The sequence below is a fragment of the Streptomyces sp. Je 1-4 4N24 genome (assembly GCF_026239515.1).
Lineage (GTDB): Bacteria > Actinomycetota > Actinomycetes > Streptomycetales > Streptomycetaceae > Streptomyces > Streptomyces nigrescens.
In genome coordinates this window covers 2,912,467-2,927,966 of sequence record NZ_CP110836.1, presented here as the reverse complement: position 1 = coordinate 2,927,966, position 15,500 = coordinate 2,912,467, and the positions used below count along the sequence as shown (strand labels likewise).

The 15,500-nt window shown below is 70.6% G+C and carries 15 protein-coding genes; 10 read left to right on the top strand and 5 right to left on the bottom strand.

Features of this window, described 5'->3' with window-relative positions:
• The first annotated feature begins 35 nt into the window (after positions 1-35).
• The 5 genes from atpA to SLV14N_RS12305 all read left to right on the top strand — a co-directional run bounded on the left by atpA (position 36) and on the right by SLV14N_RS12305 (position 5,098).
• Positions 36-1,628 carry a F0F1 ATP synthase subunit alpha gene (atpA, locus tag SLV14N_RS12325; RefSeq protein WP_018087386.1) on the top strand — a complete coding sequence of 531 codons (1,593 nt, stop codon included), beginning with the start codon at positions 36-38 and terminating at the stop codon, positions 1,626-1,628.
• Positions 1,629-1,648: 20 nt separating this feature from the next.
• Positions 1,649-2,572 (top strand): F0F1 ATP synthase subunit gamma, encoded by a 924-nt coding sequence (locus SLV14N_RS12320; protein WP_208680967.1) that lies wholly within the window; start codon positions 1,649-1,651, stop codon positions 2,570-2,572.
• The gene (gene atpD / locus SLV14N_RS12315) at positions 2,572-4,014 is read left to right on the top strand and encodes a F0F1 ATP synthase subunit beta (RefSeq protein WP_208680966.1); all 1,443 of its coding nucleotides are present in this window, start codon (positions 2,572-2,574) and stop codon (positions 4,012-4,014) included. Before SLV14N_RS12320 ends, atpD begins: the two co-directional genes overlap by 1 nt.
• A gap of 108 nt (positions 4,015-4,122) precedes the next feature.
• Positions 4,123-4,506 carry a F0F1 ATP synthase subunit epsilon gene (locus tag SLV14N_RS12310; RefSeq protein WP_018087383.1) on the top strand — a complete coding sequence of 128 codons (384 nt, stop codon included), beginning with the start codon at positions 4,123-4,125 and terminating at the stop codon, positions 4,504-4,506.
• A 148-nt stretch (positions 4,507-4,654) separates the two neighbouring features.
• On the top strand, positions 4,655-5,098 hold the full coding sequence (locus SLV14N_RS12305; protein ID WP_127153041.1) for a DUF2550 domain-containing protein: 444 nt from the start codon (positions 4,655-4,657) through the stop codon (positions 5,096-5,098).
• Positions 5,099-5,453: 355 nt separating this feature from the next.
• Here the strand turns inward: SLV14N_RS12305 and SLV14N_RS12300 are convergent, their stop codons facing one another.
• Both SLV14N_RS12300 and SLV14N_RS12295 read right to left on the bottom strand, forming a co-directional pair.
• Positions 5,454-6,143 (bottom strand): response regulator transcription factor, encoded by a 690-nt coding sequence (locus tag SLV14N_RS12300; protein ID WP_208680964.1) that lies wholly within the window; start codon positions 6,141-6,143, stop codon positions 5,454-5,456.
• On the bottom strand, positions 6,140-7,372 hold the full coding sequence (locus SLV14N_RS12295; RefSeq protein WP_263269333.1) for a sensor histidine kinase: 1,233 nt from the start codon (positions 7,370-7,372) through the stop codon (positions 6,140-6,142). The genes SLV14N_RS12300 and SLV14N_RS12295 overlap by 4 nt, the downstream gene beginning before the upstream one ends.
• Positions 7,373-7,543: 171 nt before the next feature.
• On the opposite strand from SLV14N_RS12295, the gene SLV14N_RS12290 reads away from it, so the two are divergent.
• A complete protein-coding gene (locus SLV14N_RS12290) occupies positions 7,544-8,131 on the top strand; it encodes a hypothetical protein (protein ID WP_208680963.1) in 588 nt (195 codons plus the stop codon).
• 7 nt (positions 8,132-8,138) lie between these two features.
• Here the strand turns inward: SLV14N_RS12290 and SLV14N_RS12285 are convergent, their stop codons facing one another.
• The 3 genes from SLV14N_RS12285 to SLV14N_RS12275 are packed head-to-tail and all read right to left on the bottom strand — an operon-like array spanning position 8,139 to position 10,269.
• On the bottom strand, positions 8,139-8,711 hold the full coding sequence (locus SLV14N_RS12285; protein WP_208680962.1) for a cob(I)yrinic acid a,c-diamide adenosyltransferase: 573 nt from the start codon (positions 8,709-8,711) through the stop codon (positions 8,139-8,141).
• 10 nt (positions 8,712-8,721) lie between these two features.
• Positions 8,722-9,477, bottom strand: a complete 756-nt coding sequence (locus SLV14N_RS12280) for an ABC transporter permease (protein WP_208680961.1) — start codon at positions 9,475-9,477, stop codon at positions 8,722-8,724.
• A gap of 9 nt (positions 9,478-9,486) precedes the next feature.
• Entirely contained in the window at positions 9,487-10,269 is a 783-nt protein-coding gene (locus SLV14N_RS12275; protein WP_263269330.1) for an ABC transporter ATP-binding protein, read from the bottom strand.
• Between the two features lie 80 nt (positions 10,270-10,349).
• Here SLV14N_RS12275 and SLV14N_RS12270 point away from each other — a divergent pair, with 80 nt between their 5' ends.
• The 4 genes from SLV14N_RS12270 to SLV14N_RS12255 all read left to right on the top strand — a co-directional run bounded on the left by SLV14N_RS12270 (position 10,350) and on the right by SLV14N_RS12255 (position 15,442).
• Complete coding sequence (locus SLV14N_RS12270; RefSeq protein ID WP_208680959.1) at positions 10,350-10,991, top strand: TetR/AcrR family transcriptional regulator; 642 nt, start codon at positions 10,350-10,352, stop codon at positions 10,989-10,991.
• A gap of 144 nt (positions 10,992-11,135) precedes the next feature.
• Positions 11,136-11,984, top strand: coding sequence for a 3-hydroxyacyl-CoA dehydrogenase family protein (locus SLV14N_RS12265; RefSeq protein WP_263269329.1), 849 nt, complete (start codon positions 11,136-11,138; stop codon positions 11,982-11,984).
• Between the two features lie 147 nt (positions 11,985-12,131).
• Positions 12,132-12,455, top strand: a complete 324-nt coding sequence (locus tag SLV14N_RS12260; RefSeq protein WP_042148793.1) for an STAS domain-containing protein — start codon at positions 12,132-12,134, stop codon at positions 12,453-12,455.
• Between the two features lie 374 nt (positions 12,456-12,829).
• Positions 12,830-15,442, top strand: coding sequence for an ATP-binding protein (locus SLV14N_RS12255; protein ID WP_263269328.1), 2,613 nt, complete (start codon positions 12,830-12,832; stop codon positions 15,440-15,442).
• The last annotated feature ends 58 nt before the right edge of the window (positions 15,443-15,500 follow it).

Here is a 15,500-nt window from a genome sequence, read left to right as displayed (position 1 = left end):
AACTTCGGGCCCAACAAGGAGAGCAGGGAACCCAGATGGCGGAGCTCACGATCCGGCCGGAGGAGATCCGGGACGCGCTGGAGAACTTCGTCCAGGCGTACAAGCCGGACGCGGCCTCGCGCGAGGAGGTCGGCACGGTAAGCGAGGCCGGAGACGGCATCGCGAAGGTCGAGGGCCTTCCCTCGGCAATGGCGAACGAGCTGCTGAAGTTCGAGGACGGCACGCTCGGTCTTGCGCTGAACCTGGAAGAGCGCGAGATCGGTGCGGTGGTCCTCGGTGAGTTCAGCGGCATCGAGGAGGGCCAGCCGGTGCAGCGCACCGGTGAGGTGCTCTCGGTCGCCGTGGGCGAGGGCTACCTCGGCCGCGTCGTCGACCCGCTGGGCAACCCGATCGACGGCCTCGGCGAGATCGAGTCCGAGGACCGCCGCGCCCTGGAGCTGCAGGCCCCGGGCGTCATGGTCCGTAAGTCGGTCCACGAGCCCATGGAGACCGGCTACAAGGCCGTCGACTCCATGGTGCCGATCGGCCGTGGCCAGCGTCAGCTGATCATTGGTGACCGCCAGACCGGCAAGACCGCCCTGGCCGTCGACACGATCATCAACCAGCGCGACAACTGGCGCACCGGCGACCCGAAGAAGCAGGTCCGCTGCATCTACGTCGCCATCGGCCAGAAGGGCTCCACCATCGCGTCCGTGCGCGGTGCGCTGGAGGAGGCCGGTGCCCTGGAGTACACCACCATCGTCGCCGCCCCGGCGTCCGACCCGGCGGGCTTCAAGTACCTGGCGCCCTACACCGGCTCGGCCATCGGCCAGCACTGGATGTACCAGGGCAAGCACGTCCTGATCATCTTCGATGACCTTTCGAAGCAGGCCGACGCCTACCGCGCCGTGTCCCTGCTCCTGCGCCGTCCGCCGGGCCGTGAGGCCTACCCGGGCGACGTCTTCTACCTGCACTCGCGTCTGCTGGAGCGCTGCGCCAAGCTCTCCGACGAGATGGGCGCCGGCTCGATGACCGGCCTCCCGATCGTCGAGACCAAGGCGAACGACGTGTCGGCGTTCATTCCGACCAACGTCATCTCCATCACCGACGGCCAGTGCTTCCTGGAGTCGGACCTCTTCAACGCGAACCAGCGTCCCGCGCTGAACGTCGGTATCTCCGTCTCCCGTGTCGGTGGCTCGGCCCAGCACAAGGCCATGCGCCAGGTCTCCGGCCGTCTGCGTGTGGACCTCGCCCAGTACCGCGAGCTGGAGGCGTTCGCCGCCTTCGGTTCCGACCTGGACGCGGCCTCCAAGCAGCAGCTGGAGCGCGGTAAGCGGATGACCGAGCTGCTCAAGCAGCCTCAGTACTCGCCGTACGCGACCGAGGACCAGGTCGTCTCCATCTGGGCCGGCACCAACGGCAAGATGGACGACGTGCCGGTCGAGGACATCCGCCGCTTCGAGCGGGAGCTCCTCGACCACCTGCACCGGGAGAAGAAGGACCTCCTGACCAGCATCCGCGAGGGCGCCAAGATGTCCGACGACACCATCGGCGCGATCGCCGAGGCCGTCGAAGGCTTCAAGCGGCAGTTCGAGACCTCGGACGGCAAGCTGCTCGGCGAGGACGCCCCGGCCGGCACCAGCAAGTGACGACGGAAGGGACCTGATCCATGGGAGCCAAGCTCCGGGTCTACAAGCGTCGCATCCGCTCCGTCACCGCGACCAAGAAGATCACCAAGGCGATGGAGATGATCGCCGCCTCGCGCGTCGTCAAGGCGCAGCGCCAGGTGGCGGCGTCGACGCCGTACGCGAGTGAACTGACCCGCGCGGTGACAGCGGTTGCCACGGGCTCGAACACCCAGCACCCGCTGACGACGGAGGCGGAGCAGCCCTCGCGGGCCGCGCTGCTGCTCATCACGAGCGACCGCGGTCTGGCCGGCGGCTACTCCTCCAACGTCATCAAGGCCGCCGAGCAGCTCACCGAGCGGCTCAAGGCCGAGGGCAAAGAGGTCGACGCCTACATCGTCGGGCGCAAGGGTGTGTCGTACTACAGCTTCCGCGAGCGCAAGGTCGTGGAGTCGTGGACCGGTTTCACCGACAACCCGACGTACGCGGACGCCAAGGCGATCGCCGCACCGCTGATCGAGGCTGTCCAGCAGGACACCGCCGAGGGCGGCGTGGACGAACTCCACATCGTCACCACCGAGTTCATCTCGATGATGACGCAGACGGCGATCGACGACCGCCTGCTGCCGCTCAGCCTCGACAAGACGGTGGCGGAGTCGGAGGAGACGGCCAAGGGCGAGATCCTTCCGCTGTTCGACTTCGAGCCGTCGGCCGAGGACGTCCTCGACGCCCTGCTTCCGCGGTACGTCGAGTCGCGGATCTACAACGCGCTTCTGCAGGCCGCCGCCTCCAAGCACGCCGCCACGCGTCGTGCGATGAAGTCGGCGACCGACAATGCGGAAGACCTCATCAAGTCGCTCTCGCGGCTTGCCAACGCGGCCCGACAGGCCGAAATCACCCAGGAAATCAGCGAGATCGTCGGTGGCGCCAGCGCTCTGGCCGACGCGACCGCGGGGAGTGACAAGTAATGACGACCACTGTTGAGACGGCCGCCGCCACGGGCCGCGTCGCCCGGGTCATCGGCCCGGTCGTCGACGTGGAGTTCCCCGTCGACGCGATGCCGGAGATCTACAACGCGCTGACCGTCGAGGTCGCCGACCCGGCCCAGGCCGGGGCCAAGAAGATCCTGACCCTCGAAGTTGCCCAGCACCTGGGCGAGGGCCTGGTCCGTGCGATCTCGATGCAGCCCACCGACGGTCTGGTCCGCCAGGCCCCGGTCACCGACACCGGCGCCGGGATCACCGTCCCGGTCGGCGATGTCACCAAGGGCAAGGTGTTCAACACCCTCGGCGAGATCCTGAACGTGGACCCGTCCACGGTCGAGGTCACCGAGCGCTGGCCCATCCACCGCAAGGCCCCGACCTTCGACCAGCTCGAGTCCAAGACCGAGATGTTCGAGACCGGCGTCAAGGTCATCGACCTGCTCACCCCGTACGTCAAGGGTGGAAAGATCGGTCTGTTCGGTGGTGCCGGTGTCGGCAAGACCGTTCTGATCCAGGAAATGATCTACCGCGTGGCCAACAACCACGACGGTGTGTCGGTGTTCGCCGGTGTCGGCGAGCGCACCCGTGAGGGCAACGACCTCATCGAGGAAATGACGGACTCCGGCGTCATCGACAAGACCGCGCTGGTCTTCGGTCAGATGGACGAGCCCCCGGGCACCCGTCTCCGCGTCGCCCTGGCCGGTCTGACCATGGCGGAGTACTTCCGCGATGTGCAGAAGCAGGACGTGCTCTTCTTCATCGACAACATCTTCCGGTACACCCAGGCGGGTTCCGAGGTGTCGACCCTGCTCGGCCGTATGCCCTCCGCGGTGGGTTACCAGCCGAACCTGGCCGACGAGATGGGTCTCCTCCAGGAGCGCATCACCTCGACCCGTGGTCACTCGATCACCTCGATGCAGGCGATCTACGTCCCCGCGGACGACCTGACCGACCCGGCGCCGGCCACCACCTTCGCCCACCTGGACGCGACGACCGTTCTGTCGCGCCCGATCTCGGAGAAGGGCATCTACCCGGCGGTCGACCCGCTGGACTCGACGTCCCGGATCCTGGACCCCCGCTACATCACGCAGGAGCACTACGACTGCGCCTCGCGCGTCAAGACGATCCTGCAGAAGTACAAGGACCTCCAGGACATCATCGCGATTCTGGGTATCGACGAGCTCGGCGAGGAGGACAAGCTCACCGTCCACCGCGCCCGTCGTATCGAGCGGTTCCTGTCGCAGAACACCCACGTGGCGAAGCAGTTCACCGGTGTCGACGGCTCGGACGTCTCGCTCGACGAGTCGATCACCGCGTTCAACGCGATCGCGGACGGCGACTACGACCACTTCCCCGAGCAGGCGTTCTTCATGTGCGGTGGCATCGAGGACCTGAAGGCCAATGCCAAGGAGCTGGGCGTCTCCTGACCCCGGCACCGGTCCCGGGGGCGGCCCTGGCCGCCCCCGGCCCGTACGACCACTAGTATTTGACCCAACATCTGCCATGCCAGGCAGGTGGAGACCCGAGGAGCCATCGTGGCTGAGCTGCACGTCGAGTTGGTCGCCGCGGACCGTCAGGTCTGGTCCGGCGAGGCCAGCCTGGTCGTCGCGCGCACCTCGTCGGGCGACATCGGCGTCATGCCCGGACATCAGCCGCTGCTCGGCGTGCTGCAGTCGGGCCCGGTGACGATTCGTACGACCGGCGAGAGCGGGGACGGCACCGTCGTCGCCGCCGTGCACGGCGGCTTCATCTCCTTCGCCGACAACAAGCTGTCTCTGCTCGCGGAGATCGCGGAACTGTCGGACGAGATCGATGTCCAGCGCGCGGAGCGGGCCCTGGAGCGAGCGAAGTCGGACGCTGACGCGGCCGCCGAGCGTCGCGCCGATGTCCGGCTGCGTGCGGTGACGGGCGTTCACTGAGCCCCGCCACCGACGAGATCGATCCTCAGCCGCGGGCTGCCCGGAATTCTCCGGAGCGGCCCGCGGCTGAGGCAATGCAGGTGCGTTTCCGTCCCTCGCGCCCGAACGGCGCGGGGGGACCCCCATCGAGGCGAGGAGGTCGGTCGAGATGTTCCTCGCTCTGCTTGTGAGCGGCATCGTCGTGGTGCTGGTACTGCTGGGGCTGTTCGTCTTCGGGCTGCGGCGGCGGCTCATCCAGCGGTCCGGTGGCACTTTCGACTGCAGCCTGCGCTGGAACGTCCCGGAGAACGAGACCGGTGGCAAGGGCTGGATCTACGGTGTGTCCCGCTACAACGGAGACCGGATCGAGTGGTTCCGGGTGTTCTCGTACGCGCCCCGGCCCCGCCACCTCCTGGAGCGCTCCGCCATCGAGGTCCTGGAGCGCCGCACCCCCCAGGGTGAGGAGGAGCTGGCACTGCTCTCCGACTCCCTCGTGCTGGCCTGCCGGCACCGCGGCACCCGCCTGGAACTGGCGATGAGCGAGGACGCACTCACCGGCTTCCTCGCCTGGCTGGAGGCGGCACCGCCTGGGCAACGAGTCAATGTGGCGTAGATAAGGCGTTCTCGTTGGATGGGGGTCCCCCCGGACGGAGTCTGGGGGAGAGTCAATGTGGCGTAGATAAGGCGTTCTCGTTGGGTGGGGGTCCCCCCGGACGGAGTCTGGGGGAGAGTCAATGTGGCGTAGATAAGGCGTTCTCGTTGGATGGGGGTACCCCCGGACGGAGTCTGGGGGAGGGCAGAGGAGGGTAAACGTGGCTTGATCCGAGGGGCCACGGGAATACCCGCGAGCCCGTCGTGTTGTGGCCCTGCAAGGGGGGCGTGTGCCCCCTACGGAAAGTGTTCGACCACCCCCTACGGCCCGCGCGCCCGTCGGGGTCCGCCCCGCCCGTCAGGGCCCGCCCCGCCCGTTACGGCCCGTCCACCCCCAACTCCTGTGCCAGTACGGCCGCTTGTACCCGGCTGCGCAGCTCCAGCTTCGCCAGCAGCCGGCTGACATGGGTCTTCACCGTGGCCTCCGCCATCGCCAGCCGTAGCGCGATATCGGCGTTCGACAGCCCCCGCCCCAGACACCCCAGCACTTCGAGCTCGCGCGGTGTGAGCGCGTCCAGGACCGCCCGGTCCGGCCCGGCACCGCCGCGCGCGGGCCGCCCCGCCGTTCGCGGGCTCGCGAACTCCGCGATCAGCCGCCGGGTCACCGCCGGTGCGATCAGCCCCTCGCCGGACGCCACGGTGCGCACCGCGGTCAGCAGTGCGGCCGCGTCGCTGTCCTTGAGCAGAAAGCCCGCGGCACCCGCCCGTAGCGCCCCGAAGACATATTCGTCCAGGTCGAAGGTGGTCAGCACCAGCACATCCGCCAGCTGTTCAGCGACCACCTGGCGGGTGGCGGAGACCCCGTCGAGGCGGGGCATCTGGATGTCCATGAGGACGAGGGCGGGGCGCAGCTCACGGGCGAGCCGCACCGCCTCCGCGCCGTCCTCCGCCTCCCCGACGACCTCGATGTCGGGGGCGGAGCGCAGGATGAGGACCAGACCGGCCCGTACGGCGGACTGGTCCTCGGCGACCAGAACCCGGATCGGCTGTGCGTCGGCACCTGTCATCGTGCTTCCTCCCCGGCGGCGGGCAACGCCGCCCGCACCAGCCAGACTCTGCCGGCCGGCCCGCTCTCCGGACCGGCCCTGAAGGCTCCGCCCAGCAGGGCGGCTCTCTCGCGCATCCCGACCAGACCGGTGCCGGTACCGGGCGCCCGGGGGCCGGGACGGTCGGCGAACGGACTGCGCACGGCGACGGTGAGGGCCCCGCCGCGGTCCCGGGCGAGGCGGACGAGCACCTCGCCGGGCGCGGCGTGCTTGAGGGCGTTGGCCAGGGCCTCCTGCACGATGCGGTAGGCGGCCAGCTCGGCCGGCGCCGCCCGATGCGGCCCGGCCCCGGGGCCGGTTGGGCTCCGGGCGTCGTCCAGCACAAAGGTCAGCCCGCTGCTCCTGCCGCTCGTCCGGGCCTGTTCGATCAGCGCTTCCAGTCCGTCGAGGGTGGGGGTCGCGGCGGGCTCCGCGCCCCCTTCGGCGGTCCTGGGGCCCCGCAACAGCCCGATCAGACGGCGCATTTCGGCCAGACCTTGCACACTGTTCTCCCGGATCACCCCGAGCGCCTCCCGGGTCGCCGCGGGGTCGTCGATGGACTGTGCCGCGGTGGAGTGGATCGCGATGGCGGACAGATGGTTGGCGACCATGTCGTGCAGTTCGCGGGCCATCCGCGCCCGCTCGCCGGCCACCGCCCGGTCCCGGTCCCGTTCGGCCAGCAGCGCGATCTGCTCGGCCCGCAGCCGGGCGGCCTGGGCGGCGTCGCGGTGGTTGCGGAGGATGATGCCGGTCCAGGCCGGGGCGATGGTGATCAGCGCGATGCCGATGACGGCCATCACGACCTGCGGCTTCTGCCACAGTGCGGTCAGCGCGATGGCCGCCAGGACCGTCACCAGGACGGAGTGCGGTGGGATCCGGCGGGCCACATGCGCCGGGCCGTAGAGCACCGCCGCATAGACCACGTCCGTGAACATCAGGACGGTGGCGACCAGGGTGCCGGCGCAGAGGTCCAGCGCCAGCGCCGGCACCGCGAGGGCCAGCGCCGCCATCGGGGCCGTACGGCGCATCAGTTCCGCCGCCGACATGGTGGTGAGCGAGACCAGGGTCAGTGCGGCGGGCAGTCCCAGGCGCGGGGGACCGCCGTGCAGATCCAGTGTCCAGAGCAGCAGGCCGCCGAGCAGTCCGCCGCCCGCGATGAGCACGTCGAAGCGGGGCGGGCGGCCGACGGCGGCGCGGGGTCTGGCGGTCACCCCACCATCAAACACGGCGCCGAGGGCCGCTGCCTCCACGTCCGGGTCATCCCCTTACGGCCCGCGCTACATCGAAAGGTGCAGTCCCGGATCATCGCGTGCGACGAGGAACCGGCCGGCGGCCGCTGGAAGGCTTGAGGTGTTCGGTCGAAGGTATGAAAGGAGACAGCCGTGATCGTCGTGCTGATCGTCGCCTGCGAAGTCGGCTTCTGGGTACTGCTGGCGGTCGGTCTGGCCCTGCGCTATCTGGCACGGATGCCGCGCAGCGGAGCGGCGGTGCTGCTGATGGAGCCGCTGCTGGAGCTGATCCTGCTGATCGTCACGGCGATCGACCTGAAGAACGGGGCGCAGGCGGACTGGAAGCACGGCCTGGCCGCCGTCTACATCGGCTTCACGGTCGCCTACGGCCACTACACGATCAAGTGGGTCGACGGACACTTCTCGCACCGCTTCGCGGGCGGCCCGCCGCCGGTCAAGGCGCCGCGCTACGGACTCGCCCGCGCCAAGCACGAGGGGAAGCTGTGGGTGCGCACGGTGGCGATGGCCGTGGTCGCCGCGGCGCTGCTGCAGATCGCGATCTGGTACGTCGGTGACGGCGGTGACACCGGATCGCTGCACGAGTGGCAGCTCACCACGCTGCGGATCGTCGCCCTCCACGGGGTGATCGCGCTCAGCTACCTCATCTGGCAGAAGAAGGACCCGGGCCGGACCGCCGTCACCGGGGAAGCGGACCGGCCACCGCAGAAGACGCTGCGCTGAGGGCCGGTCAGCGCTCCCCGCCCGGCACCCACAGCACGTCCCCGACCTCCCTGTTGGCCGTACGGGCCAGGATGAACAGGAGGTCGGAGAGGCGGTTGAGGTAGGTGGCGGTGAGCGGGTTCATCGTCTCGCCGTGCTCCTCGAAGGCCGCCCAGGTGGAGCGCTCGGCGCGGCGGACGACCGTGCATGCCTGGTGCAGCAGCGCGGCGCCGGGCGTACCGCCGGGGAGGATGAAGCTGCGCAGCTTCTCCAGCTCAGCGAGGAAGCGGTCGCAGTCGGCCTCCAGCTTGTCGATATAGCCCTGCTCGACGCGCAGCGGCGGGAATTCCGGGTTCTCCACCACCGGCGTCGACAGGTCCGCGCCGACATCGAACAGGTCGTTCTGCACCCGCAGCAGCACCGCGGCGACGTCCTCGGGGAGCGAGCCGAGCGCCAGGGCCACGCCGATCGCCGCGTTGGCCTCGTTGGCGTCCGCGTACGCCGCGATCCGTGCATCGGTCTTGGCGGTACGGCTCATGTCGCCGAGGGCGGTGGTGCCCTTGTCGCCGGTGCGGGTGTAGATGCGCGTCAGATTCACCATAGGAGCGAGCCTACGCCGCGGACCTGCGGAAAGCCCGGGTGCAATAGGTCACGGACAGTGCGGCGAACGCGACCGCCACCAGCACGCCGTAGAGCATGGCCGATGAGGCGTAGGAGCCGACGAAGGCCGCGCGGACCGCGTCCACCAGATAGCGGAACGGCATGAAGTGCGAGAGCACATCGAGCCACTTGGGCCCCAGCGCCATCGGCAGCATCAGCCCGGACAGCAGCATCGAGGGCATGGTGACGGCGTTGATGACCGGCCCGAACTCCTGCGGGGTGCTGACGTTCAGCGCCAGCGCGTACGACAGCGAGGCCAGCGCCACGGTCAGCACGGCGACGAACGCGAAGCCGATGAGGATGCCGGGCAGGGGTGCGCGCAGTCCCATGGCCAGCGCGGCCAGCACCAGCAGCACCGCCTGGAAGACGAACAGCAGGGCGTCCCGCAGCACCCGTCCCAGCAGCAGCGCCAGCCGGCTCACCGGCGTCACCCGCATCCGCTCCACGACCCCGTACTGCTTCTCGACGATGATGCCGAAACCGCAGAACGAGGCGCCGAACAGGGCGAGTTGGAGCAGGAGTCCGGGCACCAGAACCTGCCAGGAGCTGCCCGACGAGGACAGCGGCAGACCGGTCAGCAGCGGACCGAAGAACAGCAGATACAGCAGCGGCATCAGCACGCCGAAGAGCATCTGGAGCCTGGAGCGCAGCGTCTGGCGGGCGTACCGCCCGAAGACCAGCGCGGTGTCGGAGAGCAGGGTGGACAAGGGGAGCTCCTAGACGGCGACGGGGGCCTGGTCGTGGGGCGTGGCACCGCGCCCGGTGATCGCGAGGAAGGTGTCCTGGAGGGAGGCGTCGGGGGAGCCGGCATAAGCGCGTTTGAGGGCCTCCGGGGTGCCCTCCGCGACCACCACGCCCTTGTCGACGATCACCAGCCGGTCGGCCAGCGCATCGGCCTCGTCGAGGTAGTGGGTCGTCAGGAAGACGGTGGTGCCGTGCTCGGCACGGATCCGGCGGACCAGCTCCCACAGATCGGCGCGGCTGCCCGGGTCGAGCCCGGTGGTGGGCTCGTCGAGGAAGAGCACCTGGGGGCGGTGGGTGAGCCCCATCGCGATGTCCAGCCGGCGCCGCTGGCCGCCGGAGAGCGTGGCGGTCCTGCGGTCGAGCAGCCCGTCGAGGCCCAGTTCGGCGGCCAACTCCTCGGTACGGGCGTGGGCTTCGGCCTTGCCGAGGCGGTAGAGGCGGGCCTGGGTGACCAGCTCCTCGCGGACCGAGACGTGGGGGTCCACTCCGCCGGACTGGGCGACGTAGCCGGAGGCGCGGCGTACGCCCGCCGGGTCGCGGACGAGGTCGCGGCCGGCGACGGTCGCGGTGCCGCCGGTGGGCGCCAGCAGGGTCGTGAGCATCCGCAGAGTGGTGGTCTTTCCGGCGCCGTTGGGGCCGAGGAAGCCGAGGATCTCGCCGCGCTCGGCGGTGAGATCGATACCGCGGACGGCCTCGACGGCGCCGCGTTTGGTGGTGAAGGTCCGGGCGAGTCCGGACGCGCTGAGGACTGGCATGCCCTCAGAAAAACAGAGTGACTGAAAAATTGCAACGCCCCCAAAATTGCACCGCCCCCATCGAGAGGTAGGGTGAGGGCATGGCAGAGGGGCTCAGGGAGCGGAAGAAGCGGCAGACCCGCCAGTACATCTCGGACGTGGCCACCGGCCTGTTCCTGGCGCGCGGCTTCGATGCGGTGACCATCGCGGAGATCGCCGACGCGGCCGAGGTCTCCGTCAACACCGTCTACAACTACTTCCCGGCCAAGGAGGACCTCTTCTTCGACCGGAGCAAGGGCCTCGTGGACCGGCTCTCGCGCTTCGTACGGGGCCGGGTCGCGGGGGAGTCCGCGGCCACCGCCGTGCTGCGGGAACTGCGCGAAGAGGTCGAGGCGGTCTCGCCACGGGTCGGTCTGATCGAGGGTTACGACCAGTTCATGCGGGTGGTGCACGGGGCGCCCACCCTCAAGGCGCGCCTCTGGTACATGGAGCAGGAGATCCACTTCAACCTGGAGGAAACGCTCCGGGAGGAGACCGGTGCCGCTGCCGGCGATCCGCTGCCGGGCCTGATGGCCGGCCAGATCGGCTGGGTGCACCAGAGTCTGATGGGGTGGATCGCGCACGAGATGCTCGACGGCCGCAAGCCCGCCGAGGTCTCCCGTGAGGCCCTGGTGCTGCTCGACGAGATGGAAGAGCTACTGGGTGAAAAGGTCCTCAACTACGCCGTACGGACGGCCGACTGAATGCGGACTGTCCGGTTCGCGCGCCCCGTCCGTGTGATGTCCGTCATCTGAGACGTGACGCGCATCTCTTACCCTCCAAAGGATCGCTCACGACCGCTAACGTCACCCAGGACCGTCAAATGCACAGGGTGTGAGGGGACAGCAGTGGCAAAGAAGCTCGCCGTCATCGGCGCCGGACTCATGGGGTCCGGTATCGCGCAGGTCTCCGCCCAGGCGGGCTGGGACGTGGTCCTCCGCGATGTGACGGACGAGGCGCTGGCCCGGGGCAAGGGTGGCATCGAGGCCTCGTACGAGAAGTTCGTCGCCAAGGGCAAGCTGGCGGCGTCCGACGCCGAGCAGGCGCTGGCCCGCATCACCACCACGACCGACCTGGAGGCCGTCGCCGACGCCGATATCGTCGTCGAGGCCGTCTTCGAGCGGATCGAGATCAAGCGGGAGATCTTCCAGACGCTGGACAAGCTGGCCAAGGACGAGGCGGTGCTGGCCTCCAACACCTCCGCCATCCCGATCACCAAGATCGCCGCGGCCACCTCCCGCCCCGAGCGGGTCGTCGGTACGCACTTCTTCTCGCCGGTGCCGATGATGCAGCTGTGCGAGCTGGTCCGCGGTTACAAGACCAGCGACGAAACCCTCGCCACCGCCCGGCAGTTCGCCGAGTCGGTCGGCAAGACCTGTGTCGTCGTCAACCGCGATGTGGCCGGCTTCGTCACCACCCGCCTGATCTCTGCGCTGGTCGTCGAGGCCGCCAAGCTCTACGAATCCGGCGTGGCCAGCGCCGAGGACATCGACACCGCCTGCAAGTTGGGCTTCGGCCATGCGATGGGACCGCTGGCCACCGCCGACCTGACGGGCGTCGACATCCTGCTGCACGCCACCGACAACATCTACACCGAGTCCCAGGACGAGAAGTTCGCACCGCCGGAGATCATGCGTCGGATGGTCGACGCGGGCGATATCGGACGCAAGAGTGGGCAGGGCTTCTACGAGCACTGATGCCGCGTCAGGCCCATCGGCCTGATGGCGTCACCCTGTGGGGTGAATTCGGTATCGGTTCGCTTACAGGCGGCAACTTCGCCGCGCGAGAGGCAGTCAGATCTGTAGACGTCCAGGCATCACCACCCATGACACCGGGGAGCGCATATGCACATCAGGGGCGACCACGCCGAGCTGGTCGTCGGGGGCCGCCTTGACGTCCGCAGCGCGGCGGACGCCCGTACGGCCCTGCACGCCGCCGTCGACTCCGGTCGGGGCGATCTCGTGCTGGACCTGACCGAGCTGGATTCCTGGGACGCCACCGGCCTCGGCGTGATCATGGGCGCGCACCGTCGCGCCGGCCGGGTCAACCGCAGGCTGGTGCTGCGCGGAGTGCCGCCCCAGATGCAGCGCCTGCTGGTCGCCACGAGACTGCACCGCATCCTCGCGATCGAGGGCGGTATCGAAGCGGAATCGGTTCCCCGGGTGTGAGGCAAGGGCGGTGCGCCGCCCGACGGCCTCACGGCGCCACCGGGGCGATCAGGTTTGCAGGACGAAGAGTGCCGAAAAATGCAGAGCTGAGCGACGGAAATGTCGTAAAGCGCGGGATACCGCACAATCCCGGAAGTTCCGGTCAGGACCGGCCCCCGGCAGTGCGTCCGCCCGCTGTGCAGGTCTAAGGTTCGGTTCCCGCCCGTATGCCATCATCCGCGGCGGGCACCGGACCAGACGCGACGGCTGAGGACGACCTGCCGGAGCCGGGGGAGTGCGGACGGCCGGAAGCGCAGTCGGCACGCAGCTCCGACTCCTGGGCCGAGGACGCCTGGCGGAGGCGGAGCGGAACGAAGCATCTGGGAGCTTGCAGCATGGACCCGAACACCCACCGGGGACCCGAGGAATACGGCGAGCAGGGCAGCCCTGCCGAGCCGCCGGCCCCCGCGTTCGGCGGCGCGCAGAGCGGCTCTGCCGGGCTCGCCCGTGTCGTCCGGCTCGTCTCGGGCCCCTACCTCGTCACCGTCAACCCCGTCGACGGCAGCGAAATAGAGCCCTGCCCGCCCGGTGAGCGCCCCGCCGCCCCCGGCAGGCTCGACCCGCAGGAACGCGCCGCGGCCGCCCGTGCCGCCGCACCCCCGCTGCCGCCGGGCCCGTCCGGATTCGCCGGCCACGAGACCGCACTCGAAGAGCGCGCCGAGGACACCGAGCGCCTGGTCCGGCTGCTCTCCCGCGGCCGTTCCGTCCGCGTCACCGGCCCCTCGGGCTCCGGCCGCACCCGGCTGCTGGACGCCGTCGCCACCGCCTGCGCCGACCTCGCCCCCGACGGCGTCGTCCGGCTCTCCGGCTACCACCACACCTCCACCGACCTGCTGTACGCGCTGTTCGCGGCCGTCTACCGGGCCCCGCAGCACCGCCCCGACCGGGCCGAGATGCTGCGCATGGTCGCCGAGATCGGCGCGATCGTCGTCCTGGACGACCTGGAATTCGGCGGTGCCGCGCTCGACGAGCTGCTCGACGCCACCCCCGAATGCGCCTTCCTGATCGCCGCCACACCCGACGTCGCGGCCCCCAGCGCCAACTCACACCTCGAAGAGGTCTTCCTCGGCGGCATCGGCCGCGGCGCCTGCGGCCGGCTGCTGGAGCGCGCCGTGGACCGGCCGCTCACCGACGACGAGGAGTCCTGGGCCGCCGACCTCTGGTTCGAGTCCGAGGGCCTGCCGCTGCGGTTCGTCCAGGCCGCCGCCCTGCTGCGGCAGTACGACCGGCTCCGGGCCGCACCGGGCGCCCTCGACGACGGCTACGGCCTCTTCCCCGAGGACGGGCGGGACACCACCGACCCGGCCGCCGAGGATGCCGAGCCCGCCGAGCAGCCGGAGGTGCCGCTGCCGTCCCTCGGTGAGGCCGCCGCCCCGGCCCCGCTGCTCGCCTCGCGGCTGACCGAGGCCGCCCGGGAGACCCTGCGCTTCGCCGTCGCCCTCGGCGGCGAGCTGCCGCACCAGGCGCATCTGCCGGCCCTCACCCAGGACACCCACGCCGACGCCGCCCTCGGCGAGCTGCTGGCCTGCGGCCTGATCACCCCGGCCGGCGGCCACTACCGGCTCGCCGTCACCGTCCAGGACCAGCTGACGGCGGCCGGCTACGCGGACGGCGCCCCCGCACGGGCGCACACCGTCGCCCAGCACTACGCCTGGTGGGCCGGGCACCCCTCGGTGACGCCCGAGCGGGCCGCCGCCGAGTCCGATGTGGCGCTGGCCGCGATGGGCGTACTGACCGGCAGCCGGGAGAGCGGGCACGCCAGCGCGGCCGTGCTGCTCGCCCGTACGGCCGCCCCGGCGTTCGCCGCGGCACTGCACTGGAGCGCCTGGGAACGCAGCCTGCGGCACGGCCAGGAGGCCGCGCGGGTCGCCGGTGAGGTCGCCGAGGAGGCCTACTTCCACCACGAGCTGGGAGTGCTGGCCCTGTGCACCGGCAGCCTCGACCGGGCGCGCGCCGAACTGGAGGCGTCCATCGGGCTGCGCGGGGTGCTCTCCGACCGCAATGGCGCGGTCGCCGGCCGGCGTGCCCTGGCGCTGGTCACCGACCGTACGCGGGCCGACTCCGCGGCAGCGGCCACCACGGCCCTGCCCCAGGCGCCGGGCGCGGCCTCCGCATCGCGGCGGGACGCACCGAAGGAACCGGCCGCCAACCCCTTCGACGCCGCCTCGTCCGCGAAGCTGCGCAAACCGCGCACCGAGCAGACCGCGCAGACGCTCATCGCCCGGGGTGCTTCTTCGACGACAGCCACCACGGGCATCCCGGCCGCGACCGACAGCGGCGCCGGAGCCGGCAAGGGCGTCCGGCGGGCATTCGGCGGGGCGCGGCGCAATGTCGTGGCCGCGGGCGCCGGTGCGCTGCTGGCAGCCGTCCTCGGCACCGTCGTCACCATCGGGGCGACGGGCGGCGACGGCTCCCCCAACGACAAGGTCAACACGGAACAGACCACGGACGACAGCGACGGCACCGACCTGCCGGCCGAACAGCCCGCCACGGACTCCAGCCTGCCGCCCACCGGCCCCGGCACGTCCCGTCCCGGCACCGCCGGCCAGTCGGACAGCCCGTCCCCGTCGCCCAGCGGAACCACCCCCAGCGGCTCGCCCAGCGCCTCCGGCACCGGGTCGGCGGACCCGACGGCCGATCCGACGCAGCCGACCGAGCGGCCCACCACCCCGACCGGCCGGCCGACCCGTCCCACGCACCCGCCGACGGACGAGCCGACCGACCCGACGCCGACGGACGAGCCGACCGATCCCACGCCGACGGGGCCGACGCCCACCGAGGAGCCGACGGACAAGCCGACCACCCAGAGCCCCTCGCAGTCCGCCTCCGGCCCCTCGGCCGGCAGCCCCTCGGCGGGCGGCAGCTCCGGTACCAGCCCCTCCGGGGGCGGCACCCCCTCGGACGGTACGGCCACCTCCTCCGGCACGGAGAGCGCCCCGGCCACCTGACGGCCCCGCAGGAAGCGGCGCAGCACAGAACAGCGCAACGGCCCGGTCATCTGCCGGG

Coding starts and splice junctions, on each gene's coding strand:
- atpA (WP_018087386.1), top strand. CDS start 36: ATGGCGGAGCTCACGATCCGGCCGGAGGAGATCCGGGACGCGCTGGAG.
- SLV14N_RS12320 (WP_208680967.1), top strand. CDS start 1,649: ATGGGAGCCAAGCTCCGGGTCTACAAGCGTCGCATCCGCTCCGTCACC.
- atpD (WP_208680966.1), top strand. CDS start 2,572: ATGACGACCACTGTTGAGACGGCCGCCGCCACGGGCCGCGTCGCCCGG.
- SLV14N_RS12305 (WP_127153041.1), top strand. CDS start 4,655: ATGTTCCTCGCTCTGCTTGTGAGCGGCATCGTCGTGGTGCTGGTACTG.
- SLV14N_RS12300 (WP_208680964.1), bottom strand. CDS start 6,143: ATGACAGGTGCCGACGCACAGCCGATCCGGGTTCTGGTCGCCGAGGAC.
- SLV14N_RS12285 (WP_208680962.1), bottom strand. CDS start 8,711: ATGGTGAATCTGACGCGCATCTACACCCGCACCGGCGACAAGGGCACC.
- SLV14N_RS12275 (WP_263269330.1), bottom strand. CDS start 10,269: ATGCCAGTCCTCAGCGCGTCCGGACTCGCCCGGACCTTCACCACCAAA.
- SLV14N_RS12270 (WP_208680959.1), top strand. CDS start 10,350: ATGGCAGAGGGGCTCAGGGAGCGGAAGAAGCGGCAGACCCGCCAGTAC.
- SLV14N_RS12260 (WP_042148793.1), top strand. CDS start 12,132: ATGCACATCAGGGGCGACCACGCCGAGCTGGTCGTCGGGGGCCGCCTT.
- SLV14N_RS12255 (WP_263269328.1), top strand. CDS start 12,830: ATGGACCCGAACACCCACCGGGGACCCGAGGAATACGGCGAGCAGGGC.